Origin of the sequence: Winogradskyella psychrotolerans RS-3 (genome assembly GCF_000427335.1) — a bacterium.
Taxonomy (GTDB): Bacteria; Bacteroidota; Bacteroidia; order Flavobacteriales; family Flavobacteriaceae; genus Winogradskyella; species Winogradskyella psychrotolerans.
This window is the reverse complement of record NZ_ATMR01000124.1, coordinates 47130-70217: the sequence shown is the minus strand read 5'-3', so window position 1 is coordinate 70217 and position 23088 is coordinate 47130. Positions and strand designations below refer to the sequence as shown.

13 protein-coding genes are annotated in these 23088 nt (G+C 33.7%); 5 read left to right on the top strand and 8 right to left on the bottom strand.

What is annotated here, in order from left to right; genetic code table 11:
- Positions 1–10: 10 nt before the first annotated feature.
- The 7 genes from bglX to ADIWIN_RS12035 all read right to left on the bottom strand — a co-directional run bounded on the left by bglX (position 11) and on the right by ADIWIN_RS12035 (position 14322).
- On the bottom strand, positions 11–2158 hold the full coding sequence (gene bglX / locus ADIWIN_RS12060; RefSeq protein WP_020897453.1) for a beta-glucosidase BglX: 2148 nt from the start codon (positions 2156–2158) through the stop codon (positions 11–13).
- 230 nt (positions 2159–2388) lie between these two features.
- Positions 2389–3528, bottom strand: a complete 1140-nt coding sequence (locus ADIWIN_RS12055) for a glycoside hydrolase family 5 protein (RefSeq protein ID WP_020897452.1) — start codon at positions 3526–3528, stop codon at positions 2389–2391.
- Between the two features lie 28 nt (positions 3529–3556).
- The gene (locus tag ADIWIN_RS21410) at positions 3557–4582 is read right to left on the bottom strand and encodes a glycoside hydrolase family 2 TIM barrel-domain containing protein (RefSeq protein ID WP_235047113.1); all 1026 of its coding nucleotides are present in this window, start codon (positions 4580–4582) and stop codon (positions 3557–3559) included.
- Positions 4558–5382, bottom strand: a complete 825-nt coding sequence (locus ADIWIN_RS21405; protein ID WP_235047106.1) for a sugar-binding domain-containing protein — start codon at positions 5380–5382, stop codon at positions 4558–4560. Before ADIWIN_RS21405 ends, ADIWIN_RS21410 begins: the two co-directional genes overlap by 25 nt.
- A gap of 15 nt (positions 5383–5397) precedes the next feature.
- Entirely contained in the window at positions 5398–7014 is a 1617-nt protein-coding gene (locus ADIWIN_RS12045; RefSeq protein ID WP_020897449.1) for a RagB/SusD family nutrient uptake outer membrane protein, read from the bottom strand.
- A gap of 18 nt (positions 7015–7032) precedes the next feature.
- Positions 7033–9993 (bottom strand): SusC/RagA family TonB-linked outer membrane protein, encoded by a 2961-nt coding sequence (locus ADIWIN_RS12040; RefSeq protein WP_235047104.1) that lies wholly within the window; start codon positions 9991–9993, stop codon positions 7033–7035.
- 243 nt (positions 9994–10236) lie between these two features.
- Positions 10237–14322 carry a hybrid sensor histidine kinase/response regulator transcription factor gene (locus tag ADIWIN_RS12035; RefSeq protein WP_020897447.1) on the bottom strand — a complete coding sequence of 1362 codons (4086 nt, stop codon included), beginning with the start codon at positions 14320–14322 and terminating at the stop codon, positions 10237–10239.
- A gap of 371 nt (positions 14323–14693) precedes the next feature.
- Between ADIWIN_RS12035 and ADIWIN_RS19655 the strand changes: the two genes are divergently transcribed.
- The 3 genes from ADIWIN_RS19655 to ADIWIN_RS12020 all read left to right on the top strand — a co-directional run bounded on the left by ADIWIN_RS19655 (position 14694) and on the right by ADIWIN_RS12020 (position 19692).
- Complete coding sequence (locus tag ADIWIN_RS19655; RefSeq protein WP_051155457.1) at positions 14694–16394, top strand: PKD domain-containing protein; 1701 nt, start codon at positions 14694–14696, stop codon at positions 16392–16394.
- A gap of 111 nt (positions 16395–16505) precedes the next feature.
- Entirely contained in the window at positions 16506–18707 is a 2202-nt protein-coding gene (locus ADIWIN_RS12025) for a glycoside hydrolase family 3 N-terminal domain-containing protein (RefSeq protein ID WP_040757256.1), read from the top strand.
- Positions 18708–18858: 151 nt separating this feature from the next.
- Complete coding sequence (locus ADIWIN_RS12020; RefSeq protein ID WP_020897444.1) at positions 18859–19692, top strand: T9SS type A sorting domain-containing protein; 834 nt, start codon at positions 18859–18861, stop codon at positions 19690–19692.
- A gap of 119 nt (positions 19693–19811) precedes the next feature.
- Here ADIWIN_RS12020 and ADIWIN_RS12015 read toward each other — a convergent pair whose 3' ends face one another.
- Positions 19812–20873: a LacI family DNA-binding transcriptional regulator gene (locus ADIWIN_RS12015; RefSeq protein ID WP_020897443.1), complete on the bottom strand. Its 1062-nt coding sequence runs from the start codon at positions 20871–20873 to the stop codon at positions 19812–19814.
- Between the two features lie 175 nt (positions 20874–21048).
- On the opposite strand from ADIWIN_RS12015, the gene ADIWIN_RS12010 reads away from it, so the two are divergent.
- Positions 21049–21876: an SDR family oxidoreductase gene (locus tag ADIWIN_RS12010; protein ID WP_020897442.1), complete on the top strand. Its 828-nt coding sequence runs from the start codon at positions 21049–21051 to the stop codon at positions 21874–21876.
- A gap of 11 nt (positions 21877–21887) precedes the next feature.
- Positions 21888–23075: a mannonate dehydratase gene (gene uxuA / locus ADIWIN_RS12005; RefSeq protein ID WP_020897441.1), complete on the top strand. Its 1188-nt coding sequence runs from the start codon at positions 21888–21890 to the stop codon at positions 23073–23075.
- Positions 23076–23088: the final 13 nt, after the last annotated feature.

The following is a 23088-nucleotide window of genomic DNA, read 5'->3' as shown; positions in this document are numbered from 1 at the left end:
AGTCGCTTTACTAGATTTTGAAATTGGCTTCTAAAACGGTTTCAGAACTACCTCCAATAAATAGTTTAAAATCACCAGACTCTACTTTAAATTGTTGCTCATTGTTATAAAACCCTAACTCTTTTTCTGTTAGTTTTATACTGATCTTTTTCGTTTCACCAGCCTGGAGTTCAACTAACTCAAAGCCTTTGAGTTCTTTTACAGGCCTTGTAACACTACCTACTAAATCTCTAATATATAATTGTGCCACTTCCTTTCCTGTAACTTGCCCAACATTCTTTAAATCGAAAGCTACGGTTACTTCTCTATTGCTTTCGTAAGTATTAGTTACTGTTACATTAGAATATTCAAAACTGGTATAACTCAATCCGTGTCCAAAAACAAATAATGGTGTTTTATCAACATCAGAATAGTGAGAATAAAACACATTATTATCCTTATCTGTTGGTCGTCCTGTGTTTTTATAATTATAATATATTGGCATCTGTCCTACATTTCGTGGAAACGTCATTGGTAGTTTTCCGCTAGGATTATAATCCCCATATAATACTTGTGCTACAGCATTACCTGTTTCTGTTCCTAACTGCCAAGCTTCAACTATAGTAGGAATATACTCAGCAGCCCAAGTTATTGCCAAAGGCCGACCATTATTTAAAACTAGTACAATATTTTGGTTAACCTCATATACTTTTTCTAGTAACTCTTGTTGTAAACCTGGTAATTCTAGATTAGTTCTACTTCGTCCTTCACCACTTTGAAAACCATGTTCACCAAGCACCATAACAACAACATCTGCACTTTTAGCTGTTTCAATAGCGTCTTTAAAACCACTATAATCTGTGGTATTTATATCTAATTCTTTTAGAAAAGTAGAAGTGCCTTTAAAGACCTCTGGACCATTGCTAAAGTTAAGCGTGTTGCCCTTATAATTCTGCATTCCTTCTAATATAGAAACGGCAGTTTCATCATCTGAAGCTAATCTCCAACTCCCTAAAGGACTGGATTTATCATTTGCTAAATCACCAATTAATGCTATCGTTTGTCCTTCTTTTTTTAAAGGAAGAAGGTTATTTTCATTTTTTAGCAAAACAATTGATTTTTTAGCCATATCTAAAACAGATTCATGGTGTGGTTGACTGCCTGTTCTTGTTTCTTCATCAATTTCATTACCGTATTTATACGGATTGTCAAACAATCCTAATTCATACTTAACTCTAAGAATTCTACTTACAGCATCATTAAGTAGCTTAACATCTACGGTACCATCTTTAATTAAGGCGGCCAATTCATTAATATAAACATGACCTTCCATATCCATATCAGAACCAGCAGTAATGGCTAGTTTAGCAGCTTCCTTTTTATCTTTAGCAATGCCCCAAGCAATCAATTCGTTCATAGAAGCCCAATCGGAAACTACGAACCCATCAAAATCCCACCCGTCTTTAAGAATATCTCTTTGTAGAAATGTACTAGCGGTTACAGGAACACCGTTTAAATCATTAAAAGAATTCATAAACGTTTTCACACCTGCTTCTTCCGCAGCTTTAAATGGCGGTAAAATAGTATTATAAAGGGTAGAAAGGCCAACATCAACGGTATTGTATTCTTTTCCTGCTTCCGCAAATCCATAACCCGCAAAATGCTTAGCACATGCAGCTATTGTATTTTCATTCGTTAAATCATCTCCTTGAAAACCATTTACGCGTGCTATTGCAATAAGGCTCCCTAAAAACGGATCTTCACCAGCTCCTTCCATGACGCGTCCCCAACGTGCATCTCTAGACACATCAACCATTGGTGCAAACGTCCAATTTATCCCAGCTGATGATGCTTCTATAGCTGCAATACGTGCTGATTGCTCAATAGCCTTAAGATCCCAACTTGCCGACTCAGCCAATGGTATAGGACTTAAAGTTTTGTAACCGTGAATAACATCGAACCCAATTAATAACGGAATTCCTAATCGCGATTCTTCAACGGCAATTCGTTGTACTTTATTAACCTCTTCAGTACCTCTTACATTAAGCATGGCTCCAACCCATCCCTTTTTTAAATGTTCGTATTTAGTAGCGGCACCTCCAAATTCTGGAGCTGGACCGGTTACATTCCAAAAACCATTGTACAAATTCATTTGTCCAACTTTTTCTTCAACAGTCATAATTTCTAATAACGAATCTATTTTTTTTCTATTATTAGTGTTGAAGGACTTGATTGTGCATAAAAATTATGGCCTAAATAGCTAAAAAGAGTAATTATTACAAATAAGAGTAATTTGTATTTAAGAAACATAAATGAAAATTTTAAGAAGAATTAATAAATGATATTTTACAAATAAAAAGCCTGTGAAAAATATAAATTCACAGACTTTAATAAATTAAATACGTGAGACTAATCAAGCATAAAAGGCACAATATCAAATGTAAAATCGGTTGCTGTATTGTCAACTAACTTAAACCATCCGCGATCATCCCAAACCGTATAAGACATAGATTGACCAATGGTAGCATCTGCTACTGTTTTATAATAACCTCTTACTAAAGGTGTATTTCTTTCGCTAGCATTTGATGCTCTACCGACACCAAATTCGCCATAATTAATAGCCACATCTAACCCAGAAGCATGAACACTCACATCTTGAATACCTTGTTCGAAAAACGAATTACCAGGAAAAGCAGCATTACTACCTGTTTCTCCACAAAACGCCCATGGAGAATAACTATGAACCTGAATCGCTAAGTAAACATCTGAACCTTCACCAGGAAGACTTATTTTATTTGGGTATACTTCATCTATATAAAGTGCATTACCTTGACTATTGACACCTACCATTACGATACGCGTTAAATTGTTGCCACCTGTTGCTCTAATAGCATCATAACCAATATTATTAATATGTCTGGTATACGCTATAGCAGTTGCATCTGTTGGGTCTGGAAAAGGTCCGTCACCATCAAACTCACCTAAATTTCCTTCAGGCTCATTAAGAACTTCAAATATTAAATGATTAGAACGATCCTTAAAAAACGTTGCGATACCAGTCCAAAGGTTTTGAAATTTTATGTCAAAAGCCTCACTTCCATCGTAATTGTCTTTTAACCATGATTCGTGATGTGTATTTAGAACCACATAAATATCTTGGCTCAATGCATAATCTATAAGTTGAACTAATTCTAAAAACCTAGGGTGGCTTGTATCTATATTTCCATTCTCATCCGCAATATGATCACCATCAAAACGATCCATCCATGTTGTAGGTATTCTTACATGATTCATACCTGCACCAACATATAAATCTATTATTGGTTTTGACTCTAAAAAAGTTGTTGGATTTTGACCATTATCAAATGTGTTTCCTAAATTAAATCCTGCAGCCATTTCTAGAATAACCTCCTTAGCATTTGGAAATTCAGAATCTATTGGAGAATGATCAATAGTATCTCCATCTATGAATACAATTTTTTCATCTTCAGTACACGAGCAAGACGTGAGAAGAATTAAGAAAGCGAAAATTTTTAATTTATTTTTCATTACGTATATTTTTCTTAAATAATTCATACTAATTATATTGCTTCGTTTTTTTCTTGTAATAATTCTGTAAAGTGAAAAATGCTTTTTTCTTTTCACCTGTATTTGAAATTAATCCTTTTCTATTCCAGAAATTCTGAAACACAGGATTTTGTCTTCGAGGGGATTTAAAATCAACTAAAATCCATGGAGTCATGCCTCTTAAGCCATCCATTTTATCTAACATTTCTAGTTGATTAATGTAAATTAATTCTTGATGTTCTTCACTCCACATGGTATCATCATCTCCATGAAAACCAGCTAAGGCTCCTGCTCCAAACTCTGATATGATGACGGGTTTATTAAACTTAATATCGTAAGAATATTTTGGTAATTCTTTAGCATTAGACCAATACCAGCCACCGTATTCGTTAAAACTGGCTAAATCTAATTTATCTCCTAAGGGATCTTCAACGGTTATTTTATAACCTTCACGTTCTATTTCTAATGCAGCAGCTACTAACCTTGTGTCATCTAATTCTCTTACTTTATCGACTAGGTTACCCATAAAAACATTTCGATCTTCATTTACTGGAGTTTCATTTCCTATTGACCAAATAATGACACTTGCTCTATTTTTATCTCTTTCTACACCAACTGACAATTGATTTTCGGCATTAGCGTATGTCTCTGGATTGGTCCAAGAAATAGTCCAGTAAACTGGTACTTCTACCCAAACTAATAAGCCCATTTCGTCAGCTAATTGCAACATTCTTTCGTTATGCGTGTAATGTGCTAAACGTACATAGTTACAACCCAATTCCTTAGCCCAAGTTAATAGCATTCTCATATCTCCTTCTGATCTTAGTCTCCCGCCTAATAAGGGGTTTTCATCATGTATGGAAATACCTTTTAAGAATATAGACTTATCATTTAATAAAATATTTTTATCGACTGTTTTAATTGTTCTAAAACCAATTTTATCATTGACGTTATCTAGCTTTGACGATATTTTTACGTCGTAAAGCTTTGGTGACTCAGGTGACCAATATTTTAATTTTTTGTTGGAATATTGAATTTTACGAAACCGTCATTATCTGTTTTGAAGACTGATTTTATCTTTAATTCAGGAATTTCAACACTTACTTCTTGGCTATCTTTAGCACCATCAATTTTTACAAAGCCTTCAATAACATTTTTGTTGTCTTTGGCTAATTGAACTTTATAATCATTTATATATTCTTTAGGTGTTGACACCAATAAGACATCTCTTGTGATACCTCCGTAATTCCACCAATCTGTATTAATTGTAGGTACTTCATCCTTTTTTCTTGTATTATCGACCATTAATACTACAAAGTTTTCACCGTTGTTAAGTTTAGAGCTTACATCAAATTGGAACGGTGTAAAACCACCTTTATGTGTTCCTAATTTTTTACCATTGAGATAGACATGACATTCGTAATTAACAGCTCCAAAATAAAGCATGTAATTTTTATTGTCTTTTGGTGTGATCACAAAATCTTTTTTATACCACAGTGTTCCTTCGTAGAACATTAATCGCTGATCTTGAGAATTCCAATCTCCAGGGACATCTAAAGTAGGCTCGTTGGTAAAATCGTACTCTACTTTGGTCTCTTTAGACACATTATTAAGATTGTCGTAAAATCCACCTTTACCAGATGGGCTTTCGTCAAATGGTTTTTGTCTATAATCTAAATAGCCCATTTGGTATGGATCTATAATATAGTTCCATGAACCTTTTAAACTTATAGACTCCCTGTCGAAAACATTTTGAATTGTTTTTTGACTATAAACATTAAAATTGATTGTCGTAAACGCTATAAAAGCGAAAATTATGTTTTTGTAATTCTTCATCTCTTTATAAAAATCTTAATACCCTATATTAAACTGTGATGCATTTTCTCCTATTATGTCTATTTGACTTTGTGGTATAGGACAATTAACAAAATGAGGTTGAAATGGAGTTGCACTATTGATGGCGTCATTGGCTTCTGCCGTAGAATTATCACCATTTCTATAATACAATGAAACTCGCTCTTGTAATAAGCCTAAACGTTTTAATAAAAACCATCTGTTGTTTTCAAAAGCCAATTCTCTAGCAGACTCTTCTAAGTAGTCTTCTAGATTCCATGCTGGAAAGTCAACTCCGATAGACGCTGTATTGGGATCTAAACCATAACCTCTTCGTCTTACTTTGTTTAGATATTCTAAAGCAATACTATTTTCTCCTAAGTTAGCGTGAGCTTCAGACCCTAACAATAGTGTTTCTGCAAATCTGTAATACAAATAATCTTTAAAGCTTTCGTTGCCATTAGGTAATTTGCTTTCAAAATCTGCATATTTCTTAAGACTCCAGTGAAATCTTCTGTAATTATCTTCAGGCTCCGTAATTGGCTGACCAAAATTTGGATGGTCTGGATTATTCACTGTATAAGAGGTGTAATCTTTTGGCCAATAATACGTTGTGTAACGTAAATCCGTAGCAGTATCATACAAGGATTCTAAATAACTATTTGGAAAAAACCAACCTAATGATTGACCTCCATAATCTAAATCATTAATAACCTCAGCACCTGCAACGGGATCTGAACCCGATTGCTTTTCGTAGATTCTTTGATTAAAAACACTTCCTAACCAAGAACCACCACCTCCAGCAAGCGCATCTCCTTCACCCAATAATTGGTCTTTTTGATACACAAATAATGCTTCTTGATGATTTACATCAGCACCATAAACTTGATTAATATCTACTAAACTGTGTGTTCCGTTATCTATAATAGCATCAAATTGATCTGCTGCTTCTTGCCAGTCACCAGTCCACATTGCAGATTTACCTCTTAGATGTCTAGCTACACCTTGGCGATAACGCCCTATTTGGTCTTGCCACTCTAAATGCTCTATTGCAAAATCTAGATCCTGATTTATAACTCCGAAAATAGCATCTTGTGATGCAGCCTCATAAACCACTGGGTCGTTAATGTTTTCTGGTGTTGTAGGTACTGTATCTAGTATAATATTTCCATACATTCTAATTAAGTCTAGATAGAGTTCTCCTCTAATTATTTTAGCTTGTGCTACTAATTTGTTTTTATCATCTTCGTTCATACTCACCGTCCTTGCACTTGTGATGACAGCAGAAGCTCTATCTATAATTCTATAGGCGTTATTCCACTTATCAGCAGGGAATCTAGCAGGAGTATGCTCCGTAGCTCCGTAAGGAGTAAACCATGTTCTGTGAAGTCCCAAATCTGTGGCTGCCAAAAAGAACACATTAGATCTTAAATTATCGTTATCTCCACCTGGAGAGTTGTATAAACGCATTCTATTATAGAGCGCATTAACACCAACTTCTAATCCTTCGGGTGAATTATAAATGAAATCAACTGAAACCTCATCTAATATTTCTTCTTCAAGAAAATCCTCACAAGATAACAGCGTTGTTGCGATTAAAAATGTGGAACACAATAGATACTTAATATTTTTCATAACTAATTTTTGTTTGTTTTAAAATCCTAATTGTAAACCAACCACTACAGTTACAGGTTCTGGATATTCATTTGGATTTCTTTCTGGGCTGTAAGACTGATAATCTGTAACGGTTATTAAATTACTTCCTGTAACATATAACCTTAGTTTTGTCATTCCAAAACTGTCTAATAAATCTTTTGGCAGTGTATATCCTAAAGTTATATTTTGTAATCTCACATAAGACGCATCTTGTAATCCTAATGAAAAAATATTGCTAGGATCATTTCCTTCTCTAGGTCTTGGAAAATCACCACCAGGATTTTCTGGTGTCCAATAGTTTTGTTTAATTCCGTTTTTAATTCCTCTTAAAGAACCACCTTCTAAATAGCCATATAAAAATGAATTGCTTCTAGTTACACCTTGAACCATATAAATATCTGCTGAAAAGTCTATTCCTTTGTATTCGGCACCAATTGAAATCGTTCCAAACCAATCTGGTGCTTGTGATGTAATAACACGATCTTGATCGTCAATAACATTATCACCATTTACATCACGTAATTTTATATCTCCGGGAAGCGACAAAGGTTGTGCTGAATTAGCAATATCTTCTCCAATCTGAAAGATGCCAACAGGTTGGTATTGGTAGAATACATTTATTTCTTCTCCTATGAATCTTCGGTTAAGAATATCATCATCTTCAATGCCGTCTCCATTATCATCTCTACCATAAAGACTAATAATTTTATTATCATTTTTGGTAAAAGATAACCCTAGATTTAGCTTAAAATCTTCGTTTCTTACAATGTCAGAGTTTAAAGTAATTTCTAAACCTCTATTCTCAATTTCCCCAATATTTGTAAGCTTTGAGGTGTAACCAGAAGAAGGATCTAGTTGCTCACTAACCAATAAATCTTTAGTTCTAGTATTATAGTATTCGATTGTAGATGTTATTCTATTATTAAAAAGTCCAAAATCAATCGCTGCATTAAATGTTGTTGAGGTTTCCCAACGTAAATCTGGATTTGGTAACGTATTTCCTGGCACATAACCAGAAACCTGACTATCGTCTATAATATAATTTCTTTGATCTGCTGTACTTTGACTCTGTCCAGGACTTATCCCTTCATTTCCAACACTACCATAACTAAATCTTAATTTTAGGTTATTAATAGCATTTACATCTTCTAAGAAAGATTCTTTATGAATATTCCACCCTAAATTTGCTGCAGGAAAAAATGCCCACTTATTATTTCTACCAAAAACGGTGGATCCATCAGCTCTTCCTGAAGCCGTGAAGTAGTATTTGTTGTCGTAATCGTATTCAACTCTTCCTACAGCAGAGACAATACCTCTCTTATTTGCACTTATACTCGGCGTATTTAAAAACGCACCTTCCAAACCATTTATTCCCAAAATATCGTTTGGTATTCTGTCTGCAACATTCATATAGTTACTATACTCGGACTCAGATATACTTTGAACTGCTGTAATCCCAAAATGATTAACTTCGTTTAAGTCAAACTCATAAGTAATGATATTTTCAATTTGCCATTCTACGTTATCTTGATACTGAATAGCGCCACTACCTTGTCCGCTATTGGCTATACCAGATAGTGACTGCGTTGTATTATAAGATTTACGCTTATAATTCCATGATCTTCTACTTAAATTTACTCTATAATTGAAACCTTTAAAGGGTGAGACATCTACAAATAAATTGAGGATATCATTTCTTTGATCAACGACGTTTGTAGTTTCATCTAAATCTATTAGAGGATTTTTGTTTTCTTCAAATCCACCTGGTAAATAACGTAAAGAGCCATCAGTATTATAAATTGAACCTAAAGGTGTAGTGGTTAATGAGCTTAGAATTATACCACTGTTATTAGGGTTATTAGTCTCCGAAAATTGAAATGAGGTATTAAGTCCAATATTTAACCAATCATTTATCCTTTGATCTGCATTTAATCTTAAACCTACTTTATTATATTTAGAATTAGGAACAACTCCTTTTGTATTAATATAATTAACACTACTAAAGATTCTAAACTTGTCTGTACCAGAAGAAATATTTATTGCATGGTTTTGAGTTTCACCTGTTCTTAAAATTAAATCTTCCCAATTTATATACTCTTGGCTTTGGACACTTGCCAATTCTAAACCTGAGAATATATCTTCATCTAATCGGTACTCTCCACCATTATTCGTTCTAAATGCTTCTCTTTTTAATTGCGCAAATTCATCTCCATCATAAATATCAAAATTTCTGTTAATAGTCTGTAATCCAGAAAAACCATTATAAGACACAGATGTTTTACCTTCTTTACCTCTTTTAGTTGTTATAAGAATAACTCCATTAGAAGCTCTTGCACCATAAATAGCTTGTGCCGCTGCATCCTTTAAAACTTCTAAAGAAGCAATATCATTAGCATTAATATCATTGATGCTTCCTATACGTACACCATCTGCAATTACAATAGGATCATTACCGCCACTAATAGAATTTTGTCCTCTAATTCTAATCGTTGAAGAACCACCTGGAGCACCACTCGCTAAAGTAACTTGTACACCAGCCGCTTTACCTCTTAGCATTTCACCAACATCTGAGGTTGCAACCTTAACTAAATCGTCTTTATCTACAGTAACAACAGAACTAATAATATCACTCTTCTTTTTTGTTCCATACCCTACAACGACCACCTCTTCTAACGCTGAAGCGTCTTCCTCTAGTGTAATATCAATTACATTTTGACTGCCCACCGTTACACGTACCACTTTAAAACCTAGATACGAAAACACGATAATATCTTCTGGTTCAGCTTCTATGGTATATTCACCATCAAAATTTGTTTGAGTCCCTGTAGTTGTCTGATCAATTAGAATATTTACCCCAGGTAAAGGAACACCTGCATTATCGACAACCTTACCTGTTATTGTTTTACTTTGAGCATATGCACTTGAAAACATTGCACAAATCAATGTTAGAAGTAGCATCTTGGTACATTTAGAAATTAAAAACTTATTTTTCATTTTATCAAGAAAGTTAGTTGCGTTACATTTATGTAGCACACAAATATGATTGAATAAAATAAATCTTTAGGTATTAAAATATGCGTTTCAAGGGGTGTGAATGTGTTTTATATTTAAAGTACTTATTTACAGTGTTTTAAAACTAAAATATTCACCGCATTCTTCTTTAAATAGGTAAGGAAAACTCATAAATTAGATGAAATTCTGCTAATCCTCAACACCCTCTTGAAGTTTTTTATAGGCCGACGGTGAATGTTTATATATCTTTTTAAATTCTCTGCTAAAGTGTTTACGATCGTTAAACCCAACCATAAATGCGACCTCTGAAATTGGATAACTTGTCTTCACTATAATATCAGCTGCCTTTTTTAATCTAAGCTGTTTAATTAAACTAGCAACCGAATGATTAGTTAACGAATTTACTTTTTTGTAGAGAATGGTTCTACTCATTCCTATTTTGTCGACTAACATGCTCACATCAAAATCGGGATTTTCTAAATTTTCCTCAATGATTTGCATTAATTTTTTAAGAAAGACTTCTTCAGGAGTTGTTAATTTTTCAAGATCCGAATCCACTATGAAGTTACCACTGTATTTTTGCCTAAAAATTTCTTTAGATTTCAATAAATTTTGAACGCTTAGCAATAAAACCTTTGTACTAAAAGGTTTTGAAATATAGGAATCTGCTCCTGTGGATAGTCCTTCAACTCTATTATCAACAGTCGCTTTTGCTGTTAATAGTATAACTGGAATATGATTAGTACTTTCGTTCGTTTTGATGAATTTACAAAATTGTAAACCATCCATTTCTGGCATCATAATATCACTTATAATTAAATCAGGAATTTCTTTTTCCATATAACTTATAGCCTCCTTAGCACTAGAGAAGTCCAAAACATTATAGTTTTCAATTAAAATATCCGCGATAAATTTTCTTACCTCATCATTATCCTCTACCGTAAAAATCGTTTTTTTATCAGGATCATATTCTGTGTATTCAAATTCAAAATCCTCGTGATCTGTAAAGGATTCTCTAGAATTGAGATCAGCATCTATAACCGTATTTCCTGCCGCTGATTCACTGTCGTCAATTTGATCTGCATCAAAGTGTGCTTTACCTAATAATAATCCAATTTGAAATACCGTATTCGCCCATGACTCTTTTTCTTCTTCTAATACTAATTCTCCTTTGTGCAGTTCTACAATAGTTTTAGACAACGCCAAGCCAACACCACTACCCATGTTATGAACACCTCTATCATCTACCTGAAAGAACCTATTAAATATGTTGCTTTTACTTGTTTCTGGAACACCAATACCATTATCCTTAATCTTAATAAGCACTTTGTTATCTCCACTATTAGTCTGCTCTACCGCAAATACAATTTTTCCATTTTTTTTGGTGAATTTGAATGCGTTAGAAAGAAGATTAAAAATCACTTTTTCCATTTGATTTTTATCAAAATACACTTTTATAGAGTTGGAATTCAAAACAAAATTATATTCAATACCTTTTTTAACAGCCAAGCCTTTAAAAGACTCAAAGATTTCGAAACAAAAGGCAACAATATCTTGTTCCTCACAATAAATACGCATATGGCCTTTTTCGGCTTTTCTAAAATCTAACAGCTCATTGACTAACTTTAGTAATCGATCTGAATTTTGCTTTATAGTTTTAAGTTTGTTTTCTGATTTAGGATCCTTATCAGCATCTTCTAGTAACTCTTCAATTGGACCTTTTATAAGCGTTAAAGGAGTTCTGATTTCGTGAGAAATATTTGTGAAAAAGTTGAGCTGCATATTTAGCATTTCTTGTTTACGCTCACTTTCTACGTGCTCTAAAAATAATTCCCTTTTTAGTTTTACTCTATTATTTATAAAATTCGCTATAATAAAGCCCACAAGTACCACTAATAAAAAGTAAATGAAATAAGCCCACCATGTTTTCCACCATGGAGGTAATACCGTTATTTCTAAAGTTTTTATTTTAGGATTCCAAATGCTATCTTCATTTGTAGATTTTATGGATAACAAATATTTTCCAGGATTTAAATTTGATAAGTTGATTCGATTTTGAGTTCCTGTGTCGTGCCATTCATCATTTCTTAAGTCGTCATCTAGCTTATAGGCATATCTACTTTTTTTAGGATTAATAAAATTGAGACTACTAAATTCTAAGCCTAAATAACCTTGATCATAATTAATCGTTATTTCGGAAGTTTCTGAAATAGGTTTACTTAATATTGAATTATCTTCATTACTCTCTACAACTTCATTATTAATAATAAGTGTTGTTAAAACTATTTCATTTTCATTAGGAGCTTTATAAATCGTTGAAGGATTAAAAATTGTTACTCCTTTAGTGGCTCCAAAAGCAAGCTGTTTCTCATTAATTAATACGCTAGCATTATATGAGAATTGTTTTATAGAAACCCCATCTTTATTTGAAAATTTGGTAATTTGAATATCTGAATTATCAAATGCCGTAGTTTCGCTATTAATTTTTATTCGAAATAAAAAATCTTCTGAACTGACCCAAAGGTCCCCTTCCGAATCCTCAGAAATACTTTGAATAGTAGCATTAGTAAACCCTTTATCCTTATTAATAACACTAAAGCTTTCTGAAGATTCGTCAAAACAAAATAAGCCGTCAAAATCACCACCTATCCATAATCTACCCTTCGAGTCCGTAAATAGTGCCGTTAAGCTATTGTTGCCTATTGCTGGATTAGTTGATGTTTTATATAACTTAGTGACCTTTTTAAGAGATTTGTCAAAATAATTTAATCCATTTTGAGTTGTAATCCAAATACCATCTTTTCGGTTTTCAAGATCCATGATAAAATTATCTGACAATGAGGATGGTGATTTGTCAGCCATGTAATTTTCAATAGTGCCATCCGCAAGTACTTTTATCAAACCATTTCCATCCGTTCCTACCCATATGCTACCATTATCAACGATTAGAGATGTAATAGGGCGTTCATCTTCAGTGGAACCTTTGGCGGACAACTGAATAGGTGTGAATTTTTTATTGTTTTTATCAAAATCAAACAAGCCATTAAATGTGCCACATATAAGATGATGCTTATCTTTTTCAACTAAGGCAGTAACCAGATTTTTTGTTTTTCTTTCATCTCTCTCGTCAACCATATAATGGTTAGAAATATTTAAACTAAAATTGAGATGTGTTAATCCGCCTCCATACGTTCCGACCCATAATTCATTATCATTCTCTGGAAGCATAGCTGTGGCTAAAGGATGATTTAACCCAAAATTAGGAGCAATCGTCTCACCAATATTTGTAAAATTTGAATTTGCCTTATTATAAAAATTTATCTCGCCAGACATGGTACCTATCCAAACACAGTCATTTCTGTCTTTTAAAAAACATTGTAGATTATTATCCGTTAAGCTATAATTATTTAGGGCATTATGTTTATACCTATTAAATGTTTTGGTGTTTTTGTCATAAACATCTAGTCCATTTTGGGTGGCAAACCAAACGGTATCATCGTCTACTGTAATTATATCATTTATCCAATTAGAAGATATAGAATTAATATCTTCATAATTATGTTTAAATTGAGCTAAAGAATCATTACTCTTAGAATATAAAAAGACACCCATAGTCTCTGTTCCGAACCATAGGTCTCCATTAGCTTCTTTAACAATTTTCCAGATTTTAGCTTTTAAAAAATCTGGATGGTCCTCAAATACTTTTGGTAGTTTATTAAGTTCTTTTGTATCCGGATTAAAGGATTGTAAACCTTGAGCTGTTCCTGTTAAAATCCCGTAATCTTTATCGTAAAACAAAGACAACACTCTACTTTGGTTTAATTTAAAATTCAAATCATTTGAGATGTTTTCCAAAAGGTTTTCATTTTTATTCAACCGCTTCACTCCCCCAAAGGTACCAACCCACACATTGTTGTTGCTGTCCTCTGCAAATGAACTAATATAATTACGACCTCCTTTTGTCTGTGAAACATCGATAGCAGTAAAGGTGTTTGAGTTTTTATTAAATCGATTAACACCGTGATTTGTACCAATCCACAGATCACCTTCGTTATCCTCAAAAATGACATTAACATGATTATTACTTAGGCTTCCTTCAGTTTTATTTCTGACATACCTATAAAAGCTATAACCATCATACCTGAATAATCCATTTTCTGTACCTATCCAAATAAACCCTTTTTTGGTTTGCACCAAACTAGAAATCATGCTTGGAGAGAAATCTTCATCATAATTAATTTGTTCAAAATTTAATCTAGAAATCTGCGCTTGCACAAAAGATTGAAGGCAAATTAAAATGAAAAGACTTATTATATATTTTATAAAACGGTGCATAAATTGAAAAAAACGCAATTATTATTTTTTATTTAATTAAGATTAACAGCAAAGTAATATTATAATCATAAATAGTGTTCCTTAAAAATATCCTTTTAGGGGCATGAATGTACGCGACTTATAAGCGAACAACACATTACGCAATTAACTGACTCAAAAACAGTAAATTAAACGATTCTCTAATAATTTTTGAAATAATTTTATTTGTTAAATTAACACAAATGTACATTCAAACCCCTAAAGAGAAACAATTATAATCATTGGAGTGCATGTAATTTACAATCTTTGTAGCACCTTAATTATGGATTATTATGATGTTTAAAAAATTAAAATTCAGCAAACTCTATTATTTTATTATATGTTTCACAGTACTTAATCTATCTTGTGAAGATGATATTAGGGAAGTAACATTATACGATGCAGGAGAAACTACAGCTAGTGTTTCTAATTCTAGTTTAGAATTTGGTGCCTCTACTAATTTTACAAGTTCTTCTACCAAATCAATTACAACAGATTGGACATTTGAAGGTGGTACACCAGCAACATCAATAAATCCAAATGTAACGGTGACTTACAATTCTTCCGGAACATTTGAAGCACAACTTCTTGTTAAATATGTTGACAATACCACAGAGATATTTACATTTTCAATATTTGTTGAAGAAGATCCCAATTCAGGACCTGTGGATGTGCCTTGTGGCGAGTATGGAAATTTTGATGTTGTTTTGGTAACAGATAATATTAGTGCAGATCAAGGATTTATTTCGGTACTCGAAGACGCTGGGCACTCAGTGCAAGCCATAGAAGGGCAATATAATAACCTAACCTCTACGGGAGCCAACCAATTAAATAACTTCGATTTGGTTATTATCTCTAGAAACACAAACAGTGTAAGTATTGGTGGAGATAATAGTGCGTTAGCAACAATATGGGCAACCGTTGAAACTCCTGTATTAAATATGAATGCTTTTACAGCTAGAAGTTCTAGGCTACAACTCTTTAATAGTACTGAAGTAGATGAAAGTGGAGGCAACAGTTTGGATGCAAATATCCCTGAACACCCTATATTTAGTGGAATTACTTTAACAGGAAATAATACCGGAACCATTCTTACTGGTAGTGGACTTCATACCGTTATAGTTTCTGACGTTGGTAACGGCACATTAATCGCTTCTGATGGCAGCAAAGTTGCAATCGTTGAATGGGAGGCAAATGTTGAATTTTATGATGGTGCCATTCCTGCATTAGGAAAAAGAATGTTTATGTCTTCACCAACAGGTTATATGTTAAACGAAGTCGGAGACGCCATCTTATTAAATGCGGTACAATACCTTGTTGCTGGTGCGATACCAGAACCGTGTAATTCTGGAGGACCTTTTGATGTGGTTTTAGTTACTGATAGTGTGGATGGAGATCAAGGTTTTATCACTATTCTTGAAGAAGCTGGACATACTGTACAAGCCATAAACGGACAATTTAATAATCTAGATGCTGGTGGCGCCAATCAATTAAATAATTTTGATGTTGTTATAATCACCAGAAACACAAACAGTGTTAATATTGGTGGAGACAACAGTGCTCTTGCAAACGTTTGGGCAACCGTGTCAACACCTGTACTTAACATGAATGCCTATACGGCCAGAAGTTCTAGGTTACAACTCTTTAATAGTACAGATGTCGATGAAGGTGGAGGTAATAGTTTAGATGCTAATTTACCTGAACACCCAATTTTTACAGATGTAACCTTAACATCAGACAACACGGGATCTATTCTTACTGCTGGTGGTTTTCATTCTGTTTTAGTCTCTGATGTAGGGAATGGTACGCTTTTAGCTTCTGACGGAACAAAGGTTGCCATTGTAGAATGGGAAGCAAATACAGAATGCTATGATGGAGCGATTCCTGCCTCAGGAAAAAGAATGTTTATGTCTTCTCCAACCGGTTATATGCTTAACGAAACAGGTAATACCATATTTGTTAATGCGGTTGAATATCTCGGCGCTGGTAATTAATAACTAATGATAAAACCATTATTAAAACCTATGAAAATAAAACTTCATAGGTTTTTCAATTATAGGTTAAACATCTTAGACCCTATATCTAAATCTATAAAAATTACTCAAATGAAAAAAATAATTTTTGCTTTATCGGCAATAATAATGATCACTTGTGCTGAAAATACTAAAAATAACACCTCTGATTATAAAGATAAAAACGCACCTATAGAAGACCGTATTGAACACCTTATTAGTCTAATGACCTTAGACGAAAAGATTATGCAAATGAATCAGTGGACATACGGTAAAAACGCAAACCCAAATAATATTGGGGAAAAAATGCGAGAAGTTAGCCCTGAGATTGGCTCTTTACTTTATAGAAGTACGAATCCTGAATACCGAAATCAAATTCAGAAAAAAGCCATGACAGAATCCCGATTAGGAATTCCTATCATATTTGGTTTTGACGCTATCCACGGTTACCGTACCATCTTTCCGATTCCGTTAGCACAAGCGTCTTCTTGGAATACAGAACTCGTTAGAGAATCTAGTGCCATAACAGCTAAAGAAAGTTGGCTTTCTGGCTTAGATTGGACCTTTTCACCTATGGTAGATGTTGCTAGAGATGCACGTTGGGGACGCGTCTCAGAAGGTTATGGCGAAGATACGTATGCCAATTCTGCATTCGCTGTTGCTGCAGTTCAAGGCTATCAAGGTTCTAATTTGAATGAAAAATATACAATAGCAGCTTGCTTAAAACATTTTATAGGCTACAGTTTATCTGAAGGAGGACGCGATTATCATTATAGCGACGTTTCAAATCAAACCTTATGGGAAACTTTTATGCCACCTTTTGAAGCAGGAGTTAATGCTGGTGCAGCCACTTTAATGAGTGGTTTTAATGATATTTCTGGTATTCCGGCTTCTGCAAATCATTATACTTTAACAGAAGTATTAAAAGAAAAATGGAAACATGATGGATTTGTGGTTTCGGATTGGGGTTCGGTACGTAACCTCGTAGAACAAAGTGTTGCTAAAGATTTAAAAGAAGCAACGCAAAAGGCATTTATGGCAGGAATAGAAATGGATATGGTAGATAATGCCTATGTAGACTATTTACCAGAACTTGTTGCAGAAGGAAAAGTACCAATGGAGTCCATCGATGAGGCTGTAAGACGCATATTAAGAGTGAAGATGAAACTAGGCTTGTTTGAAAACCCTTACGTCGATGTGGTTTCAGAAGAAGAGCGTTACCTTCTTCCTGAATATTTAGAAGTGGCAGAAGAACTCGCCTCTGAATCTTTTGTATTACTTAAGAATGAAAATGAAACACTTCCTATTACATCTAAGTATAAAAATTTGGCCATAATAGGCCCAATGGTTAAAGACTCTGTTCATATTATGGGATTTTGGGAAGGTATGGGACGACCAGAAGATGTAAAAACCATATATGAAGGCTTAGAAAAAGAGTTTAAAAATAAAGCTACTTTAAACTACGCCTTAGGTTGTGATTACGATGGAGATGACACAAGTGGTTTCGATGCTGCACTACAAGCCGCAAATAATTCGGATGCTATCGTTTTATTTTTAGGAGAAAAAAGACATTGGAGTGGAGAAAATGGTTCTCGTTCTACAATTGCTCTGCCTAAAATTCAAGAAGATTTAGTTGCAGCACTGCGCAAAACAAACAAACCCATTATTCTAATGCTTTCTAGCGGAAGACCTTTAGAATTAATTCGGTTAGAGAAAATGGCAGATGCTATTGTCGAAATTTGGCAACCAGGAACAATGGCAGGACCTGCTGTTGCTGGTCTACTTTCAGGACGACACAATCCATCAGGAAAACTCCCGATGACGTTTCCACAAACAACAGGTCAAATTCCTATTTATTATAATATGCGTCAAGCTGCTAGACCAACATTAGGGCATTATCAAGATATTCCTAGAGATCCATTGTATTGGTTTGGCCATGGTCTAAGTTATACAACATACGATTATAGTGCTATTAAATTATCTTCTAAAAAAATCACTAAAGACCAAACTCTAATAGCCGAAGTCGAAGTTACTAATTCTGGAAATCTTGATGGAAAAGAATCCGTATTATGGTTTTTAAAAGATCCTTTTGCATCTATTTCTAGACCTATAAAAGAGTTAAAGCATTTTGAAAAAAAGAGTATTAAGGCTGGCGAAAAAGTAGTCTATCGTTTTGAAATTAAACCTGAAAGAGATTTGAGTTTTGTAGATAGCCAAGGAAATAGACATTTAGAGTCTGGTGATTTCTATGTTATTATTAATGATCAAAAAGTTCATTTTGAACTTGTAGAATAATAAATGACTTGATTATAAATTGATATTAATCACATTTATAAATTTAAAAAGAGAAACACATAAGACACCCCAAAGACGTATAATTAGAAGACCAAATAGTAATTTTAAAGGCTAATTTTCAGGATATAAATAATCAATAAAAATATTCATTATGAAAAAAATTACATTTATTACAATCCTTTTAATCTCTGCATTTTTACATGCTCAAAGTACGTATGCAATTTACACTGAAGACGGAAGTATTGGTGCCGGTGTTAACTCTTTAAGGTATGTTAATGCATCTGGTGCATTATCTGTATCGCAGCCGACAACAGCACCTTATGAAGGCACTGAAAACTATCTACTTTCTTATGACGGGAGCACGAGCTATTTACATAGTATTTTCTTTCCAAGAAATGCAGCTAATACAGATGATACCATAGTTGATCTCTCTGCTTTTACTCATTATAATATTGCAATGAAAACTACTTCTGGTACTTCTTTTTATTTAAGAATGAGAGGTAACGGAGTAACATCAAAAGTACTTATAGATCCGGCATCTAATATCTATGGTTTTAGTAATGATGGTCAATGGCATTTCATGTCTATTCCATTTGCTGATTTTGTACCAGACTCAGGGAGTTTTAGTTTAACAACTATTAGTGAAATCTTTGTATTTAGAAGCGTAGACCCTTTACCTGACTCAGAAAATGATTTCGAGTTAGACAACATCTACGTATCAGACTCAGAAGTACTTAGTGTTTCTCAAAATAATTTTGCAGATTTTAAACTCTATCCAAATCCTGCGACTAATAATCTAACCGTTAAATCTTCTGAAATTTTAGATTCAATAAAGTTCTATAATGTTTTAGGACAAGAGGTTTTATTTGTTACCCCTAACAGAAATGACCAAACAATTGATATTACTGATTTAAAAAGTGGTGTATATATTGTTAAGTTGAAAGCAAATGGAAAAACGACTAGCACTAAATTTATAAAGGAATAAGTCTAGTGTAAGATTTAAAAGATTGTTTGAATAATAGTTATCATTATTCAAACAATCTTTTATCATTAAATCCACTATTCAATGTAGAATAGTAAGATCTTTTTTATTGAGATGTCATCTTAAGAAATAAATTCATCACGCCCATTATATTCAACATTTTCCTTGATTAAAATATCTATGGGAAGATAAATTTTCTGCTCTGGTAGGTTATTCTGAACTAAATACTCCGTTAATAATCTTACAGATTTATAACCTTGGTCAAACGGCTTTTGAGAGATTAAAAACGAAACCGAATCATTCAGTAAACACGCTGTATTTTGAGGTGTATTATCAAACCCTATAAGTTCTAAATGCTGTAAACGATTTTTTTGAATACAATCTACTACTTTATAAATTCTACTCGATGGTACAAATACACCCTTAATTTGAGGATGCGTTTGCAAATATGAATTAATGACTTCCTTTGCCTCAAGCACGTTATTGATATCTTCAATTTTTAAAGTCTGCGGAATTGAATTAATTTCATTTTTCAAAAAATAATCGTTAAAGCCTTTAACCCTATTAGATATCGCGTTGTTTTTAGTGATATTTTGGCTCGATTGAATAATTAAAAACCCACAAGGTTGCGGATTATTAAAATGCATTAATTTTCCGGCAATATAACCAGCAGTATAAGAATCTTGACCAACATAAGCCATATTATTAAAGCCCTCTATATCAATATTTAGAAATAGATATGGAATATTAAGTGCTTCTAATCGGTTTATAATTTGCTTCGTTTCATCAGAAAAATTAGGTACCATAATAACAGCTGAAGGCTCTGTTTCTAATACATCTTCAAATGCGCTTAAATAAGATTTCGCGTCAGATTGATTAAATGTGAAACTATTTACCTGAACACCAAAATTCTTAACATCATCAGCAGCCTTAATTACCCCTAAGTATGGTGATTTCCAAAATAAATCAGAATCATTATGCTCAGGAATTAACACTGAAATTTGATGCTTCTTTTTCATGGCAAGCGCACTTGCTACAGGATTTACTTTAAAATTATGACGCTCTAAAACCTTTTTAACCTTGGCCTCGGTTTTTTTAGAAACACCACTTCTGTTATGTATAACGCGATCCACAGTTCCCTCTGAAACATTGGCCTCTTTCGCTATATCCTTAATTGTAATCATATTTTAAAATATCTCAATCTATCTGATGCAAACTTATACATTAAATATGCTGCTTTAAATCATGGCAATTTAATAAAAACAAATACATTTTTGTGTACGCACACAAAATACTATCATTATATTTGTGTGTGCGTACACGAAAAAATAATTTAAGAACAAACTAAGACGTTTAATAATGAATAAAGTAATCGTATTAACAGGAGCAGGCGGTGTGTTATGTAGCACTTTAGCTATGGCTCTTGCAAAACAAGGAAACAGAATTGCTGTTTTAGATTTAAGAAAAGAGGCAGCGGATAAAGTAGCAGATGAAATTAATGCTTCTGGAGGAACAGCTATTGGAGTTATGGCTAATGTTTTAGAGAAAGACTCTTTAGAAGCCGCCAAGAAAATTGTGAATGATACTTTTGGTAAAGTTGACATCTTATTAAATGGAGCAGGTGGAAATCATCCTTTAGGAACAACTTCTAATCCCTTTTTAGAATTAGAAGATTTAGCAAATAAAACAGAAGGCTTTAAAACTTTTTTCGATTTAGATCCAAAAGGAATAGAATTTACATTCAACCTTAACTTCTTAGGAACTTTAATTCCTACACAAGTTTTTGCAACAGATATGGTTGGCAGAGACGAGTGTTCTGTTTTAAATATTTCTTCTATGAATGCGTTTACACCCTTAACAAAAATACCTGCTTACAGTGGAGCAAAAGCCGCTGTATCTAACTTTACGCAATGGTTAGCGGTGCACTTTTCTAAAGTTGGCATCCGCGTTAACGCCTTAGCACCAGGATTTTTCTTAACCGATCAAAACAGAACATTACTAACCAATACAGACGGAAGTTTAACACAACGAGGGCAACAAATTATTGACCAAACACCAATGGGTCGCTACGGAGAACCTGAAGATTTAATAGGCACAACATTGTGGCTATGTGGTGAAGGTGCAAAGTTTGTAACAGGAGTTGTAGTACCAATTGACGGTGGATTTTTAGCCTATAGTGGCGTTTAAAAAATAATAAAATGAGACAAAATTTAGAACAAACATGGCGTTGGTACGGACCAAATGACCCTGTTTCTTTAGCAGACATAAAACAAGCAGGAGCCACAGGAATTGTTTCGGCATTACATCATATTCCAAATGGAGAGGTTTGGACGGTTAAAGAGATCAACAAAAGAAAAGAAGTTATAGAAAACATTGGACTTACATGGTCTGTTGTAGAGTCTGTGCCTATCCACGAAAACATTAAAACAAAGTCGGGCGATTATCAGTTATATTTTGATAATTACAAACAAACCTTATTAAATTTAGGTGCCTGTGGCATTGATACCGTATGCTATAATTTTATGCCCGTTTTAGATTGGACACGTACCAATTTAGATTATGAAGTTTCTGATGGTTCTACTGCCCTACGTTTTGAAGCAGCAGCTTTTGCAGCTTTTGAATTGTATTTATTAAAAAGACCTGGTGCAGAACATGACTATTCGGATGTTCAAAAACAAACTGCTGCTGAATTTTTGAAGCAGGCTTCTGCTGATGAACAAAAAACTTTAATCCGGAATATTATTGCAGGTTTACCTGGTGCTGAAGAAGGTTATACTTTAGAAGAATTCAATGCTATTTTAGCGACCTACAATAACATCGGTCCGAAAGAATTAAAAGCAAATCTGTTTTCATTTCTTTCAGAAATTATTCCGGCTGCAGAACAAGCTGGTGTGCTAATGTGTATTCACCCAGATGATCCACCGTTTCCAATTTTAGGCTTACCAAGAGTGGTTTCAACAGAACAAGATATCGTGGATTTATACGAGGCGGTTCCTTCTCACAACAACGGACTAACATTCTGTACAGGTTCTTTCGGTGTAAGAGCTGATAATGATTTAGCAGGAATGGTAGAACGCCTTGGTGAGCGTATTCACTTTATTCATTTACGGGCTACTAAACGTGATGCTGAAGGTAATTTTCATGAAGCCGATCATTTAGATGGCGATGTAGATATGTATGCCGTGATGAAAGCGCTAATTAAAGAACAACAAAAGCGTATTGAGGAAGGACGAACAGACCTTAGAATGCCGTTTAGACCCGATCATGGTCATAAAATGTTAGATGATTTAAAAAAGAAAACCAATCCAGGATATTCAGGCATTGGGCGTTTACGTGGTTTGGCTGAATTACGTGGTTTAGAACTCGGTATTAGACGTTCGTTATAACATAGAAAACTTT

Coding starts and splice junctions, on each gene's coding strand:
- bglX (WP_020897453.1), bottom strand. CDS start 2,158: ATGACTGTTGAAGAAAAAGTTGGACAAATGAATTTGTACAATGGTTTT.
- ADIWIN_RS12055 (WP_020897452.1), bottom strand. CDS start 3,528: ATGAAAAATAAATTAAAAATTTTCGCTTTCTTAATTCTTCTCACGTCT.
- ADIWIN_RS21405 (WP_235047106.1), bottom strand. CDS start 5,382: ATGAAGAATTACAAAAACATAATTTTCGCTTTTATAGCGTTTACGACA.
- ADIWIN_RS12045 (WP_020897449.1), bottom strand. CDS start 7,014: ATGAAAAATATTAAGTATCTATTGTGTTCCACATTTTTAATCGCAACA.
- ADIWIN_RS12040 (WP_235047104.1), bottom strand. CDS start 9,993: ATGCTACTTCTAACATTGATTTGTGCAATGTTTTCAAGTGCATATGCT.
- ADIWIN_RS19655 (WP_051155457.1), top strand. CDS start 14,694: ATGATGTTTAAAAAATTAAAATTCAGCAAACTCTATTATTTTATTATA.
- ADIWIN_RS12025 (WP_040757256.1), top strand. CDS start 16,506: ATGAAAAAAATAATTTTTGCTTTATCGGCAATAATAATGATCACTTGT.
- ADIWIN_RS12020 (WP_020897444.1), top strand. CDS start 18,859: ATGAAAAAAATTACATTTATTACAATCCTTTTAATCTCTGCATTTTTA.
- ADIWIN_RS12015 (WP_020897443.1), bottom strand. CDS start 20,873: ATGATTACAATTAAGGATATAGCGAAAGAGGCCAATGTTTCAGAGGGA.
- ADIWIN_RS12010 (WP_020897442.1), top strand. CDS start 21,049: ATGAATAAAGTAATCGTATTAACAGGAGCAGGCGGTGTGTTATGTAGC.
- uxuA (WP_020897441.1), top strand. CDS start 21,888: ATGAGACAAAATTTAGAACAAACATGGCGTTGGTACGGACCAAATGAC.